This window comes from Arthrobacter sp. Cza30 (assembly GCF_059090765.1).
Genome location: NZ_JBNHGA010000003.1, coordinates 1 through 14,836 on the forward strand (window position 1 = coordinate 1; position 14,836 = coordinate 14,836).

A 14,836-nucleotide genomic window follows, 5' to 3' on the forward strand; every position below is an offset into this window, starting at 1 on the left:
GCTGCAGGGTGTTGTGACGCTCGGCGAGAGCCGAGGGCTCTGGGTCGTCTCGCACGATGAAGTAGCGGTTGCCCCGGTCAATAGCGGTGGGCGTGTTGTTGGCGTTGTACGAGGAGATCATCATGAGAGATGCCTTCTCGAGCAGAGTCATACGCTCCACCAGGTCGGCGACGCGGTCATCGGTCGACAGCCGCCAGTCTTCGTAAGCGTCCACCTGACCGTTCGCATTGAGGTCGCGGAACTGCTGACCGCCGACGGTGATAATCGGCTTCACCCGCGCTTCGATGGCGGGGGCGTCCGCTGCGAACGCCGGGGCGGACGCGGCCACGGTGCTGGCCACGAGCGCGCAGGTCAGCGGGACCACGAGGGCGGCGGCCCCGCGTTTCCTCGCACTTTCTCGGTTGCGTGATTTCGACATCGAATCGATCTCCTTCGAACGAATACTCGAGTGTGTCGACTCTCTTGAGTGACGGTTCGTCGCCGGACCGACAAGCCCCAGTCCGGAGGACGTGCTCAGAATCTTTCCGGTAATCGGCGCAGTCCCCACCAGTTGCCGCGACTTGCCTCGGCTGCGGAACGCGAACCGCGGAATGCGCGCTCAGTTCATCAGGCCCAGCACAGTCGGGAACCAGGTCGAGACCGCGGGGATGAACGTGACGATGAGGAGTCCCGCGCATAGTGCCCAGAAGAAGGGCCACAGGCGCCCGATGGTGGGCTCCAGCCTGACCTCGCCGACTCGTGCGGCGACGAACAGGTTGTTGCCGATCGGCGGCGAGATGTTGCCGAGGCACATGTTGAAGACCATCATCGCGCCGAAGTGGATGGGGTCCACTCCGAGCGCCGTCACAACGGGCAGAAAGATCGGCGTGAAGATCAGGATGGCGGGGGTCGGATCCATGACGGTTCCTGCCAGCAGCAGGATGACCATGATGAGCAGCAGGATGATGTAGACGTTGTCTGTCAGACCCAGCAGGCCTTCTGTCACCATCTGCGGGAGCCGCGCGAACGCCAGGACCCAACCGAGGGCGCCTGACACCCCGATCAGCAGCATGATGATGCCTGTCACCTTGGATGCTTCGAGGATGATCTTCGGGAGCGCCTTCAGCGGAAGGCTGCGCTGGAGCAGTCCGAGCACGAACGAGTACAAGACGGCGATGACGGCCGATTCGGTTGCGGTGAAGACTCCGAGAAGGATGCCGCCGATGACGACCACGATCAGCAGAAGCGCCGGCAGCGCGCGCAGGAGGACCAGCAGCCCCTGCGAGAGCGTCGGCCTGCCGCCTGTCGCCTTGAGTTCCGGGTGCTTGCGGGCATAGACGGCGACGGCGATGACGCAGACCGCAGCCCAGATCAGACCCGGGCCCACGCCTGCCATGAACAGCGCGGCGATGGAGGTGCTGGAGACCAGGGAGTAGACGATGAAAGTGTTGCTAGGAGGCAGGAGCATGCCGGCGGGGGATGCTGCCGCGTTGACGGCCGCAGAGAAAGCGGGGTCGTAGCCTTCCTTGCGCATACGGGGCCCGAGCACGGTTCCCACGGCAGCGGCGGACGCAACGGATGCTCCGGAGACTGCGCCGAACATCGTGTTCGCCACAACCGTGGTCTGGGCGAGGGAAGCCGGCAGGCGACCGGAGATGACCAGCGCCAGATCGATGAGCCTGCCTGCTATGCCACCGGTGTTCATGAGCCCGCCGGCGAGGACGAAGAAGGGGATGGCCAGGAGTGCGAAGGAATTGCTTGCTGCGAAGATGCGCTGTGCGCTGGTGAGGGAGGCTCCCTCCCAGCCGAGCAGGACCACGATGGCGATGGTCGAAGGCAGGCCCATGGCCACGGCAACGGGAAGACCCATCGCGATGCCGACGGCGATGCCGCCGAGCAGGATGACGGTGGCGATGATGGTGGCTGTGTCCATGATCAGATCGCCTCGGAGATCTCGTCGTTCTCCGGGGTGGGCTTCTCCGCGCCCGCCGCGATGCCGATGATGTGTGCGGCGGAGTAGAACAGGATGAGTGCTCCCGCGACGGGCAGGACGAGGTAGATCTGCCCGGTGCTGAGGGGAAGCGTGGAGATCGCTTGGTTCCAGGCGCTGTCGGCCATCCGTGAGCCGCCGACGATGAACACCAGGATGAAGAAGAACATCACGGTCAGCTCGATGACGACTGCCATGACTCGCTGGCCGCCGAGACGAAGCTTGTCGACGAGGATCTCGACGGCGATGTGCCCACGCTCGGAGAAGACGTAGGCGGCGGCGAACACGGCCAGGACGATGAACGTGTATCGCGCGGCTTCCTCGGTCCAAGGAGCGGAGTTGTTGAGTACCTCACGAGTGAAGACCTGCCATGACACGATGACGACCAGGCCCACGAACGCGACGATGCAGATGGTGGCGAGCACGCGGTCGATGACCCGCTTAGCGGTCTGGATGCCGCGGTACAGGCCCGACCATCGGGCCGGTTCCGGGGTGGCGGGCTTGTCGTGCGCGCTGTCCCCGGGGCGAGGGCTGGAGTTCACGGCGTCCTCCGGAAGGGTCGGGCGTGTAGGGGATGAGGGCGCGCCGCGGGGGTGCCTTCGACCGCCCCGCGGCGCGCCGCGGGTCACTCGGCTGCTTCCCGGATCCCGTCGTACAGCTCACGCTGCGAGTCCGTGGTGAGGAACTCGTCGAGGAGCGGCTCGAGGGCTTCGGTGTAGGCGTCGGTGTCGACCTCCTCGAACGTGGCTCCACCGGCCTCCGCATCCGCGATCGCCTCTTCGGTCTGCGTTGTCCACAGGTCGGTGTGCTCGGTCCACGCCTGGGTCCAGCCCTCGTCGAAGGCCTCGCGGTCCTCGTCGGACATCGAAGCGAGCGTGTCGGAGTTGATGATCAGGAAGTCGGCGCCGATGAGATGGCGCGTGTAGGAGAAGAAGGGCGCGACCTCGTAGTGCTTCTGGGTGAAGTACGAGATCTCGTTGTTCTCGGCGCCGTCGATCACGCCGGACTGCAGCGCGGTGTAGACCTCGGCGAACGCCATGGGCGTGGGAGAGGCACTGAGCGCTTCGATCATTGCGAGGAAGACGGGGCTCTCCTGCACGCGGATCTTCTTGCCGGCGAGGTCCTCGGGTGTCTCGGCGATGCTCTCTTTCGTGTAGACACTGCGCGCACCCTGGGTGAGTCCGCCGACGACGGTGACGTTGTTGCTTTCCTCGAGGGAGGTGTACACGTCGCCGACGATCTCCTCATCGCTGAGCACGGCCATCTGGTGGTCGATGGAGTCGAAGACCGTCGGAAGGCTGAAGACGACGAAATCGTCCTGGAGGTTCTCCAGCTGCGGCGCGGAGACCACTGCGAGGTCGAAGACGGCGTCGCCGACCGACTGCACGTACTCGGTCTGATCGCCGAGCGTCGAGTTCGGGTACACCTCGATGTTCCAGCGACCGTCCGTTGCCTCCGAGAGGTGCTCCCCGAACGCTTGGAGCGCGATGTAGGAGGGGTGCTCCTCGGTCTGATTGAGCGCCAACTTCATCGTCTTAGGCGCCGTGTCGCCGCCATCGGATGTGGCGCCACCGGCACCACCGCCGCCGCTGCAGGCCGCGAGTGTCAGCGCGGCGACCGTCGTGGTGGCGAGCAGAGCGATACGGGTCGTTGTCCGCATGGGATTCTCCTTTGAACGCGGTGCAGGACCGGGGAACGGCAGTGTGGAACAGGTGCCGAGTCGTCGTTGTCCGCTGAATATCTGTCTCTCGGGGTTGGGCTGGCGGCCTGACCTTCCGGCCCTCCGCTACCGGACATTCACGCATCCGACCGAAGCGGCGGCAACCAGTTGCCATGGATTGCCGTCGAGCCGTCCCCGGTCCATGCGCTGCGTCGGCGCCGCTGTCAAACGTGGTTGCGCGGCGCCGTGGCGATAGGGTCCGACCAGTCTCGCAGAGGCCGGGCGGCCGCTGTGGACGCCCGAGTCACCAGGCGCGCCGGCAGCAGAGCCGTTTTCAGGGGTGCGCTTCGAGTGCTTCGCTGCGAGCGAGGACGGGAGAGGTCATCGAGCAGGGTCTGCACCGCCACCCGTCCCAGCTGGCGCAGGGGGGCAGCGACTGTTGTGAGCTGGGGGGTGCAGAAGTCGGCGCCGAAGATGTTGTCGAATCCGACCACCGAGACGTCATCCGGAACCGATACGCCGAAGCTGGACAGCCCACGCATCAGTCCGATCGCGAGCAGATCGTTGTAGGTGATGACAGCGGTGGTAGGCGCGTCCATCAGCTCACCCGCCGCGGAAAGCCCCCCGGCTTGCGTAGGCGCGAAGGGCCCGATCCTGCGTACGCGCAACCCGAGCTCGTGCGCGCCTTCTCGCAGCGATTGCCATCGCACACCGTTGGCCCATGACGCGTCCGGTCCGGCGACATAGGTGATGCTCGTATGACCCAGCATTCCCAGATGCTCGACCGCGCGCCGCATACCGCGCGCGTTGTCCGTCGCCACGCTCGCGATGTCACTCATCGACCGGTTCAGGACGACGGTCGGACGCTGCTTGGCGGCGACGCGGATGGACGAGTCCGACATTCGGGAGGTCGTGAGCACCACCCCCTCCACCATGGGAAGGACCCGGTCAAGTGCTTGCCGCTCAGCCTCGACGGACTCCTGCACATCGGCGACCAACAGCGTGTAGCCAGCGGCCGTGGCGGTCTCTTCGGCGCCACGGAGGATCTCGAAGAAGAACGGGTTGGTGACATCAGCCACGATCACGGCGAGAAGTGACGTCCGACCGGTGGGAAGCGCGCGCGCAAGCGGGTTGGTGCGATAGCCCATCTCTGCTGCCACCTGGCGGATGCGCTCGGCCGTCTCGGCATTCACCCGCCCTGGCCGCGCGAACGCGCGCGATACCGTGGACGGCGCGACCCCGCACGCCGCGGCGACGTCGTAGATAGTGGGCCGTCCGCTTCCTTCCCGCTCGCTCGGTTCGTCGGTCATGTGGCGAATGGTAGGTGAGCGCATCGCCGCATGGCAATCGGAAGCCAGAGACAGCCGGATTCCCGCATGGCAACTGACGACAACCGATTGCGGGGACAGCGACGCCGCCTCAGGTTGGAGCGTGCGACGCCGATCCGGGTCGCCGAGGAAGCGAGGCGTTGGTGAACCGCGACGAGTCCCTTGCCGATGCCGACGCGGCCGCGGCCGAGAACGAACTGCGACGGCTCGGCCTGCTTCAGTTACGCGTGCGCTCGTGCGGCGACGTCGCATGGCTGGAGCTGCCGGCGTCGCAAGCGCAGCTGGTGACGCGCAATCCTCTGCGCCGCGAGGTGGTCCGGGCTGTCAAAGCAGCCGGTTTTTCGCGCGTTGCCCTGGCGATCGACGAATGATGCGACCGCTGCCGGGGCGGTTCATGGCCACATATGGCAACCGGTTGTGCCTGTCAGCCGTCGATCTCAGGATGGGATGATGCCAGCTCCGCTCTCCCTCGACCCCGACCGGCTTCTTCCGGTCGACCCTTCCACGCGCGCGGTGGCGCGTGAACTGTACGAGTCGGTCGCAGATCGACCCATCCTGTCGCCCCATGGCCATGTCGATCCGCGCATACTTCGAGACGACGCGCCGTTCGCGGACCCCGCGGACCTCTTGATCCGCCACGATCACTACGTCACGCGGCTGTTGCACGCGGCCGGGGTCGACCTCAGCGACCTCGGCGTGGGCCGTGAGGCGAGCACCGAGCCCAGGGAGATCTGGCGAGCATTCTGCGAGCACTGGCCGGTGTTCGCAGGGACAGCCTCCGGCTACTGGCTCTCGCACGAGCTGACGACACTGTTCGGGGTCGACCTGGAACCTGCATCCGCAACCGCAGATGGCCTCTTCGACCGCATCTCCGCCTGCCTTGCCCTGCCGGGATACCGGCCCCGCGCCCTGTTCGACCGCTTCGGCATCGAGGTTCTCGCCACGACCGACGACCCCCTCGACGACCTCTCCATCCACGCCGCCCTCGCTGCAGACGAGTCCTTCCCAGGGCGCGTGCTGCCCACCTTCCGTCCTGACGCGTATCTCGACCCGGAATCCGAGGGGTTCGCCGAGCGCGCCGAGCGGCTCGCGCAACTCCAAGGTCGTCCCGCCGACGACTTCCGCGGGTACCTCGACGCCCTGGAGGCGCGCCGCGCGCACTTCATCGCGCACGGCGCGGTATCGGCGGATCACGGTGTGCGCGAACCGTACACGGTCGACATCGACGATGACGACGCCGCCCACCTGTTCTCAGAGGCGGTGTCAGGCACCATTGACGCCCGCGGCGCTCGCGCGTTCCGCGGCAACATGCTGCTCCGGATGGCGGGCATGAGCGCTCGCGACGGGCTTGTCATGACCATCCACCCCGGTGTCCTCCGTAATCACTCGTCTGCGACCTTCGAGCGCTTCGGCGCGGACACCGGGCACGATATTCCGCTGACCACGTCGTACACCGAGAATCTCCGGCCCCTGCTGGAGCGTCACGGGCTGACCCCCGGCCTGCACATCGTGCTGTTCACCGTTGACGAGACGGTGTACTCCCGGGAGGTGGCGCCCTTGGCAGGGTTCTATCCGTCGGTGTTCATCGGAGCACCGTGGTGGTTCCTGGACGCGCCGGATGCCATCCATCGGTATCGCGCGGCGGTGACGGAGACGGCGGGCTTCTACCGTGGCGCCGGGTTCATCGACGACACACGTGCGTTCCTCTCCATTCCCGCCCGCCACGACATGGCCCGCCGCCTGGACTCCGCCTTCCTGGCGAGGCTGGTCGCCGAAGGCCGCATCCCGCTGCACCGCGCTCAAGCGATCGCGGTGGACCTGGTGGACGCGATCCCCCGCAGGGCGTTCAAGCTGTGAGGGACCACTCGCGGCTCGCGCGTCTGGATCGCGCAACCGCAGCCGCCGTGACGGGTCGCTCCTACACACCTGCTCCCGCGCGAATCGCCCACATCGGGCTGGGCGCTTTTCATCGGGCACACCAGGCGTGGTACACCGATGCCGTCGACGAGGACAACGAGTGGGGCATCCGGGCCTTCACCGGGCGCCATCCCCGATCAGCGAAGGAGCTCGCCGCGCAGGACGGCCTGTACTGCCTCCTCGAGCGTGCGGTCGACGGCGACTCGGTGACGATCGTGGACTCCATTTCGGAAGCCGCCGACATCGGACGCCAAGACCACCTGATGAATACGATCGCGGCAGGTCGCACCGCCGCGGTCACCCTGACGATCACCGAGGCGGGGTACCCGCTCGACCCTGCAGGCGCCCTCGACCTGGGGCGGGATGACGTCGCAGCCGATGTGGCACTGCTCACCGAGTCGCTGGCCGCCGACCGGCTCCACTCAACGCCCGCACCGAAGACGGCGCTGGCCCGGCTGCTGCTCGGGCTGGAAGCGCGACGGCGAGCGGACGCCGGCGGCATCGCCGTCGTCTCGTGCGACAACCTGCCAGCCAACGGCGTGCGCGCCCGTGAGGTACTGCGGACGATGGCCGATGCGGCGCGCGCCCGCAGGACGGTCAGCTACCTCGACGAGCAGGTCTCATTCGTGTCGACCTCCGTCGACCGCATCACACCGCAGACGACGGACACCGATCGCGCAGCCGTCGCCTCCCTCACCGGATGGGCGGATTACAGCCCCGTCGTGACCGAGCCGTTCCACAGCTGGGTATTGAGCGGACGCTTCCCCACCGGCAGGCCCGCCTGGGAACGCGCGGGGGCCCTCTTCGTCGAGGACATCGAGCCGTTCGAGCGGCGCAAGCTCTGGTTGTTGAACGGCGCGCACTCACTTCTCGCGTACGCCGGCCTCGCACGCGGGCACCAGACCGTCGCCGAGGCGATCGGGGACGAGACGATCCGAGGCTGGGTGGAGGACTTCTGGGACGAGGCGGAGCGTCATCTCCCCGCCGCCGAACTGGATGTCGTCGGCTACCGGGCCGCGCTTCTGGAGCGGTTCGACAACCATCGCATCCGCCACATGCTGGCGCAGATCGGGCAGGACAGCCTTACGAAGCTGCGTGTCCGCGTTCTTCCGCCGCTGCGTGCCGAACGCGCCTCCGGGCGAAGCGGCGAGGCGTGTCTCCGGGTGCTCGGCGCCTGGGTCGCGGCCTCCGCAGCCGGTCGGGTCGCTGTGGACCGGCAAGGTCTGGAGCGGCCCCCGGCTTCGTCATACCAGGGTCGTGAGGAAGTCAGGGCGCTGCTGGCCCTCCTGGACGCCGAGCTGGCCGACGACGACGGCATCGTGCAGGACGTGGCAGCAGCTTCAGGCGACCTCCGCTCCTGACGACGCGACGCAACACGAGGCAACTGACGGCAAATGGTTGCCGCCTCCCGCGCAGAACAGGAGCGTTGGTATGCGCTCGCACACGCGAGCGCCCGTGATGGAACCCGATCAAAGGAGATCGCGCCGTGAACAAGTTCCCACGACGGCGCGCGAGGCTTGCAGCCATGGCTGCGCTCGCGGTGTCGACAATGACCGTCGGCGGTGGCGCAGTGGCTGCCAGCGCAGCACCTCCCCCGCATTCGCACGCGCAGCCGGTCCTCGAGGCGCGCAGCAAGCAGCTGCTGACCGAGAGCGGGAAGCAGTTCAAGGACCTCAACGGCAACGGGTCGCTCGACGCATATGAGGACTGGCGTCGACCTGTTGCCGAGCGGGTCGAGGATCTCGTGAATCGGATGACGCTCGCTGAGAAGGCCGGGCTCATGCTGATCAATACGATGAACGCGACCTGCGACCCGTCGACCGGCGAGCGCGGCATCGTCCCCGCCAGCGGAAAAGCGCTGCTCGAGGGCCAGTCGATGCGCCGGTTCATCTTCCGCTCGGTGGTCGCCGACGCCGAGAACGCTGCGTGCAGCAGCCCTACGCCCTCCGAAGCAGCGAAGTTCACCAACTCCGTTCAGGAGATCTCGGAGGCGAGCCGGCTCGGAATCCCGTCGCTGTTCAAGTCGAATGCGCGCAACCATATCGACCCCGACGTGCGCGTGGGGATCAACGAGGCATCCGGCGCCATGACCGCCTTCCCGAAGGAGGCGGGCCTCGCGGCAGCCGCCCTCGGCGAGGCGGCCAAGAACGGCACCTCCCCCGCCGACGGGGTCGGAGACATGGACACGATCGAGCAGTTCGCCGAGGTGATGGGGCAGGAATGGTCGGCCATCGGCCTGCGTGGCATGTACGGCTACATGGCGGACCTGTCGACGGAGCCGCGGTGGTACCGAACCCACGAGACGTTCACAGAGAACGCCGATCTCAACGCCGACATCATGCGGACGCTCGTGACGGGCCTCCAGGGCGAGGTCGACCGATCCGGCACCTCGCTCAGCCCTGAAACCGACGTGGCACTGACCCTGAAGCACTTCCCCGGCGGCGGTCCCCAAGAGCTCGGATTCGACCCGCACTACTCGTTCGGCAAGACCCAGGTATACCCGGGCGGCGCCTTCGGCGAGCACCTGAAGCCGTTCGAGGCCGCGATCGACGCGGGCGTGTCGTCGATCATGCCGTACTACGGCATCCCGGTCGACGTCGAGTATCAGGGAACCCAGTACAACCCTGTCGGCATGGCGTTCTCCGACCAGATCGTCAACGAGTTGCTGCGCGGTCAGCTCGGGTTCCGCGGTTACGTCAACTCCGACACCGGCATCATCAACGACCGCGCCTGGGGCCTCGAGGAGGCAACGGTGCCGGAGCGCGTCGCCGCTGCCGTCAACGGAGGCACCGACACCCTCTCGGGATTCAGCGACGCCGCGGTCGTGACCGACCTGGTCAGCCAGGGCCTTGTGACCGAGGACCGAGTGAACGAGGCAGCGACGCGCCTGCTCACGCCGCTGTTCCAGATGGGGCTGTTCGAGGACCCGTATGTCGATGAGGCGGCAGCCGACGCCCAGGTCGGCACGGAGGAGAACGAGCAGGTCGCCCTCGACCTGCAGCGCAAGTCGCTCGTTCTCCTGCAGAACGAAGAGCTCGAGGACGGCTCGCACGCCCTTCCCCTCAAGGAAGGCTCGAAGCTGTACCTCCTCGGCTCCTTCGACCCGGAGACTGTGGCCGACTACGGCTTCGAGGTCGTCGACGGCAACCAGACCGACGCCAACGGGCAGCGCCCGAGCGCGGCCGGAAGTGACTACGTGGTGGTGTCGATGACGGCGCGAAACGTCAACACGTCGGGCTACGACAGCCGCACCGCGGCCCAGACGGCCCCGGTGAACCCCATCGTGCTCGACGGGTTCGCCGGCCTCGACGGCCAGAGCCGCTTCGGCGCGACAGACGCCTGTGTCGCGTACGGCGCGTCGAGCTGCACCGACGCCGGCCTGCGATTCGGCGGCTCACTGCCCTGGGAGGGCTCGATCCTCGATTTCACCGGCATGTCGGAGGCGCAGTCGTGGGAGGTCACACCCTCACTGGATGTGATCCAGCGGGCGATGGCCGAGGTCGGCGACCCGGGCAAGGTCATCCTCAACGTCTACTTCCGCCAGCCCTTCGTCCTCGACGAGGCCAGCGGCCTGAGAGATGCCGGCGCCATCGTCGCGGGGTTCGGCACCGGTGACGTCGCGCTGATGGACGTGCTGTCCGGTCGGTTCAATCCGCAAGGGCGCATGCCGTTCGCGCTGGCGGGAACCCGCGCGGCCGTCGAGCAGCAGTACAGCGACCTCGCCGGGTACGACGAGACGACTGACGGTGCATTGTTCGAGTTCGGTCACGGCTTGAGTTACGAGGCGTCCCTCGATGTTCCGCTCGGCGCGTCCACTTTCACGCGAGGGAAGAACGCATGGCTTACGATCGAGGCGACGAACAACACGGACGCCCGGATCGATGTCGAGATCTCGACGCCGTTCGGTGAGAAGACGCTGCGCAATGTGCGTCCCGGCAAGACAGTGGACGTCGACTTCAACGCGCATGCGCCGACGTTCGCCGCAGGCCAGGCGACCGTTACGGTCAGCTCGGAGGTGGATGGCGAGGTCACCGTCGACACGAAGACCGTGGACTATCCCGGGCTCTCTCGCTGAGCCGGCGAAGCGGCGGGGAGCGCACGCTCCCCGCCGCTTCGTCGCGTCGCGCGCGCCAACATATGGCAACCGATTGCCTCCTCAGGACCGCCTCGCGATCATGGACACACCACACCCCTCGGCGCAATGGTCGCGCCCGATCGGAGAGACATGAAGATCGACAAGGCTGAGGTCATCGTCACCAGCCCGGACCGCAATTTCGTGACCCTGAAGCTCACTACCCAGGACGGCCTGACCGGCCTCGGGGATGCGACACTGAACGGTCGTGAACTCGCGGTGGTCGCCTACCTCACCGAGCACGTTGTGCCCCTGCTCATCGGGGCGGATGCCCGCCGCATCGAGGACACCTGGCAGTTCCTGTACCGCGGGGCATACTGGCGCCGCGGACCCGTGACGATGGCCGCGATCGCGGCCGTCGACATGGCACTGTGGGACATCAAGGGCAAAGCCGCGGGCATGCCGGTCTATCAGCTGCTGGGGGGCGCGAGCCGTAACGGCTTGATGGCCTACGGTCACGCGTCGGGCAAGGAACTCCCCGAGCTCTTCGATTCGATCCGCGCCCACCAGGAGCAGGGCTACAAGGCGATCCGCGTGCAGACCGGTGTGCCGACGCTGAAGGCGATCTACGGCATCGCCGCGCAGGGCGCGGACGTCGGCGATGCGACGGTGCGCTATGACCACGAGCCGGCACGCCGCGGCGCGAAGCCCGTCGAAGAGGACTGGGACACGCGCGCATACCTCAATCACCTGCCCGCCGTCTTCGAAGCGGTGCGCAACGAGTTCGGCCCGGATATTCCGCTCCTTCACGACGGCCACCACCGCATGACGCCGATCCAGGCAGCCCGCCTCGGCAAGGACCTGGAGCCGTACGACCTCTTCTGGCTAGAGGACTGCACGCCAGCAGAGAACCAGGAGGCGCTGCGGCTCGTTCGGCACCACACCACGACGCCGCTCGCCATCGGCGAGATCTTCAATACCATCTGGGACTTCAAGGACATCATCCGCGACCAGCTCATCGACTACGTCCGTGGCGCTGTCACCCACATGGGCGGGATCTCGCCGCTGAAGAAGACCCTCGATTACGCCGCGATGTATCAGGTGAAATCGGGCATGCACGGCCCGACCGACATCTCTCCGGTGGGCATGGCTGCGGCGATGCACCTGGGCCTCGCGATCCACAACTTCGGCATCCAGGAGTACATGAAGCACGGCGCCAGGACCGATCAGGTCTTCGAGCAGTCCTTCACGTGGACCGACGGCTATCTGCACCCGGGCGACAAGCCGGGGCTCGGGGTGGAACTCAACACGGACGAGGCAGGGAAGTACCCCTACGAGCAGGCGTACCTCCCCTACAACCGCCTCCTCGACGGCACCATCCACGACTGGTGAGGGACGACGGCGTGCACACCCTGCAGGCCTTCGTCGTCGTCATGGGCGTGTCCGCCGCAGGCAAGACGAGCGTCGCCAGGGCGCTCGCCGCTCGCCTCGGCGTGCCATGGCGCGACGCCGACGACCTACATCCGCCGGAGAATGTCGCCAAGATGGCAGGCGGCGTGCCGCTGTCCGACGACGACCGCTGGCCCTGGCTCGATGCCGTCGGCTCGGCCCTCGCCACGGCGCCCGGCGGGATGGTGATGGCCTGCTCGGCTCTGCGGCGGGCCTACCGCGACCGACTGCGGGCCCAGGTGCCGGATGTCGTGTTCGTGCATCTGGACGGGCCCCGCGAGCTGCTGGCGATCCGGGCGGCAGGGCGAACGGGCCACTACATGCCCGCTTCGCTCCTCCCCTCGCAGTTGGCGACACTGGAGCCGCTCGCAGTCGACGAACGCGGCGTCAGGATCAGCGTGGAAGACACCGTCGAAGCCATCGCCGACGAAGCCGCGGCCTGGCTCCGCGCAGCCCGCTGAGGCAGCTGCCGTCGAACGTTCGCCGCCGGGCGCCTGGAGATGGCGTTCCTGCCGCTGGCCCCGATGCGACGCCGCTCCGTCGTGCGTCCCGCGCGCGCAGCGAACTGAGGTATGGGTAGACCGACGTCACCACCGCAGCAGCTGGTCAGTCGCCTGAGGGCACGCACGGAGGGCGGGCTCCCGAAGCCCGACCGGTTCCGCTGGATGCACCCAACGTTCGAGAAGCGCGCTCTCCGAGGTGGGGCAAAGCGAAGGCCCCGGGTGCTGGGGACACCCGGGGCCTGTCGTCGCCGGTCTTTCGCTCGTCCACCCCCCGGCGAACGGCTCCTGGCGACGATATGGGAAGGGTTTGGGGAGACACCTTCCCGTGAGGCGCTGGGGACGCCTCGCGTATAAGCATAGCCGCATTGGTAGGACCATCGTTGTCCCCTCTTCGGGGGACAGATTCGTGTCGCGACGCCGCGACACGAGAACTTCCGGCCTACGGTACGGGAATCCGCCTTTCCTGCCTAGGTCCTGGCGCTGTCATCGGCGCAGAAACCGTGCGTCGGACGGCATCCGTGTCCGCTGACATCCGACGTCCGAGCGCGATCAGGCGGGAGGGAGCTCTCCGCGCGAGATGGCGACCATCTCCTCACGCGGGACGACCTTGACGCGCGCACGCTCCTGCGGCGCGCCCAGCCCGATCTCGTGCTGGTCGAGGCGGTGCCATCCCTCGAGGTCGGTCCAGGCCACGCCGCGCGAGGCCAGCAGGCGCGGGATCGCCTCCTCGGACGGGTCCTCGGGCTGCCACCATGATCCCTGGTCGTTGATGAGGTGCCGGACGGTCTCCATGGCGTCGGACTTGGTGTGGCCGATCAGGCCCACCGGCCCGCGCTTGATCCACCCGGTGGCGTAGACGCCCGGCACGCGCTCGTTGGAGTCCTTGCGCAGCACCTGGCCCTCGTGGTTCGGGATGACGCCGTGCCGCTTGTCGAACGGCACGCCGGGAAGCGGCGATCCGAAGTAGCCGACGGCCCGGTACAGGGCCTGTACCGGCACCTCGCGGAATTCGCCGGTGCCGACCACGCCGCCTTCGCCGTCGGGCCGCGTGCGCTCGTAGACGAAGCACGACACGCGTCCGGAGGCATCCGTCCTCACCTCGACGGGCTTGGCCCAGAAGTGCAGATGCAGACGGCGCGATGCCGAGCCGCCGGCGTTGTTGACCGACTCGCGCTTGCGCCACGACTGGAGCACCCGGTCGATCACCATGACCTGCTTGTTGCTCGCGATCGCGGCATTGGATGCCTCGTCGTAGTCGAAGTCCTCGTCGTAGACGACCATGTCGACGTCGCGGAGCTCCCCGAGCTCGCGCAGCTCCAGCGGCGTGAACTTCACCTGCGCGGGACCGCGGCGGCCGAAGACGTGGACGTCGGTGACGGCGGATGCCTTCAGCCCCTCGTACACGTTGGCGGGGATCTCGGTCGGCAGGAGGTCCTCGGCGTGCTTGGCCAGCATGCGGGAGATGTCGAGGGCGACGTTGCCGTTGCCGATGACGGCGACGGATGCCGCATCCAGCGGCCACTCGCGGGGCACGTCGGGGTGGCCGTCGAACCAGCTGACGAAGTCGGCGGCGCCGTACGACCCGGCAGCGTCGATCCCCGGAATGTTCAGGTCGGCGTCGCGGACCGCGCCGGTGGCGAAGATCACGGCGTTGTAGTGGTGCTTGAGGTCGTCCAGCGTGATGTCCTCGCCGAAGCGCACGTTGCCGAAGATCCGGATGTCACCGCGGTCCAGGACCTCACGCAGCGCCGAGATGATCCCCTTGATGCGAGGGTGATCGGGCGCGACGCCGTAGCGGACGAGTCCGTAAGGCGCCGGCAGCTGCTCGAAGAGGTCGATCGACACGTCGAACTTGCGCTCGGCCTTCAGCAGGATGTCGGCGGCGTAGATGCCGGCCGGTCCTGCGCCGACGATGGCCAGTCGGAGCTTGGTCATACA

11 protein-coding genes and 1 pseudogene are annotated in these 14,836 nt (G+C 67.3%); 6 read left to right on the forward strand and 6 right to left on the reverse strand.

All coding sequences use genetic code 11. From position 1 onward, the window contains the following. The 5 genes and pseudogenes from AC5RVZ_RS09610 to AC5RVZ_RS09630 form a co-directional block, all read right to left on the reverse strand. Nucleotides 1-418 (reverse strand): annotated as a pseudogene (locus tag AC5RVZ_RS09610) (hypothetical protein); the annotation flags it as partial. A gap of 180 nt (nucleotides 419-598) precedes the next feature. Continuing rightward, on the reverse strand, nucleotides 599-1,912 hold the full coding sequence (locus AC5RVZ_RS09615; RefSeq protein ID WP_494065527.1) for a TRAP transporter large permease: 1,314 nt from the start codon (nucleotides 1,910-1,912) through the stop codon (nucleotides 599-601). Between the two features lie 2 nt (nucleotides 1,913-1,914). After that, nucleotides 1,915-2,511: a TRAP transporter small permease gene (locus AC5RVZ_RS09620; protein ID WP_494065528.1), complete on the reverse strand. Its 597-nt coding sequence runs from the start codon at nucleotides 2,509-2,511 to the stop codon at nucleotides 1,915-1,917. Nucleotides 2,512-2,594: 83 nt separating this feature from the next. Continuing rightward, nucleotides 2,595-3,629 (reverse strand): TRAP transporter substrate-binding protein, encoded by a 1,035-nt coding sequence (locus tag AC5RVZ_RS09625; RefSeq protein ID WP_494065529.1) that lies wholly within the window; start codon nucleotides 3,627-3,629, stop codon nucleotides 2,595-2,597. Between the two features lie 224 nt (nucleotides 3,630-3,853). After that, on the reverse strand, nucleotides 3,854-4,939 hold the full coding sequence (locus AC5RVZ_RS09630) for a LacI family DNA-binding transcriptional regulator (protein ID WP_494065530.1): 1,086 nt from the start codon (nucleotides 4,937-4,939) through the stop codon (nucleotides 3,854-3,856). A 161-nt stretch (nucleotides 4,940-5,100) separates the two neighbouring features. On the opposite strand from AC5RVZ_RS09630, the gene AC5RVZ_RS09635 reads away from it, so the two are divergent. The 6 genes from AC5RVZ_RS09635 to AC5RVZ_RS09660 all read left to right on the forward strand — a co-directional run bounded on the left by AC5RVZ_RS09635 (nucleotide 5,101) and on the right by AC5RVZ_RS09660 (nucleotide 12,856). Further along, entirely contained in the window at nucleotides 5,101-5,328 is a 228-nt protein-coding gene (locus AC5RVZ_RS09635) for a hypothetical protein (protein WP_494065531.1), read from the forward strand. A 79-nt stretch (nucleotides 5,329-5,407) separates the two neighbouring features. Next, on the forward strand, nucleotides 5,408-6,814 hold the full coding sequence (gene uxaC, locus AC5RVZ_RS09640; protein WP_494065532.1) for a glucuronate isomerase: 1,407 nt from the start codon (nucleotides 5,408-5,410) through the stop codon (nucleotides 6,812-6,814). Further along, nucleotides 6,811-8,235: a mannitol dehydrogenase family protein gene (locus AC5RVZ_RS09645; RefSeq protein WP_494065533.1), complete on the forward strand. Its 1,425-nt coding sequence runs from the start codon at nucleotides 6,811-6,813 to the stop codon at nucleotides 8,233-8,235. Before uxaC ends, AC5RVZ_RS09645 begins: the two co-directional genes overlap by 4 nt. Before the next feature lie 164 nt (nucleotides 8,236-8,399). Continuing rightward, nucleotides 8,400-10,949 carry a glycoside hydrolase family 3 protein gene (locus tag AC5RVZ_RS09650; protein WP_494065534.1) on the forward strand — a complete coding sequence of 850 codons (2,550 nt, stop codon included), beginning with the start codon at nucleotides 8,400-8,402 and terminating at the stop codon, nucleotides 10,947-10,949. 150 nt (nucleotides 10,950-11,099) lie between these two features. Beyond that, nucleotides 11,100-12,338: a D-mannonate dehydratase ManD gene (gene manD, locus AC5RVZ_RS09655; protein ID WP_494065535.1), complete on the forward strand. Its 1,239-nt coding sequence runs from the start codon at nucleotides 11,100-11,102 to the stop codon at nucleotides 12,336-12,338. After that, entirely contained in the window at nucleotides 12,335-12,856 is a 522-nt protein-coding gene (locus AC5RVZ_RS09660) for a gluconokinase (protein WP_494065536.1), read from the forward strand. Before manD ends, AC5RVZ_RS09660 begins: the two co-directional genes overlap by 4 nt. A 591-nt stretch (nucleotides 12,857-13,447) precedes the next feature. Here the strand turns inward: AC5RVZ_RS09660 and AC5RVZ_RS09665 are convergent. Continuing rightward, nucleotides 13,448-14,833 (reverse strand): FAD-dependent oxidoreductase, encoded by a 1,386-nt coding sequence (locus tag AC5RVZ_RS09665; protein WP_494065537.1) that lies wholly within the window; start codon nucleotides 14,831-14,833, stop codon nucleotides 13,448-13,450. Nucleotides 14,834-14,836 lie beyond the last annotated feature (3 nt).

What these genes read in the sequence shown, in the direction of transcription:
- AC5RVZ_RS09615 (WP_494065527.1), bottom strand. Translation starts at nt 1,912, where the DNA reads ATGGACACAGCCACCATCATCGCCACCGTCATCCTGCTCGGCGGCATC.
- AC5RVZ_RS09625 (WP_494065529.1), bottom strand. Translation starts at nt 3,629, where the DNA reads ATGCGGACAACGACCCGTATCGCTCTGCTCGCCACCACGACGGTCGCC.
- AC5RVZ_RS09630 (WP_494065530.1), bottom strand. Translation starts at nt 4,939, where the DNA reads ATGACCGACGAACCGAGCGAGCGGGAAGGAAGCGGACGGCCCACTATC.
- uxaC (WP_494065532.1), top strand. Translation starts at nt 5,408, where the DNA reads ATGCCAGCTCCGCTCTCCCTCGACCCCGACCGGCTTCTTCCGGTCGAC.
- AC5RVZ_RS09650 (WP_494065534.1), top strand. Translation starts at nt 8,400, where the DNA reads ATGGCTGCGCTCGCGGTGTCGACAATGACCGTCGGCGGTGGCGCAGTG.
- manD (WP_494065535.1), top strand. Translation starts at nt 11,100, where the DNA reads ATGAAGATCGACAAGGCTGAGGTCATCGTCACCAGCCCGGACCGCAAT.
- AC5RVZ_RS09665 (WP_494065537.1), bottom strand. Translation starts at nt 14,833, where the DNA reads ATGACCAAGCTCCGACTGGCCATCGTCGGCGCAGGACCGGCCGGCATC.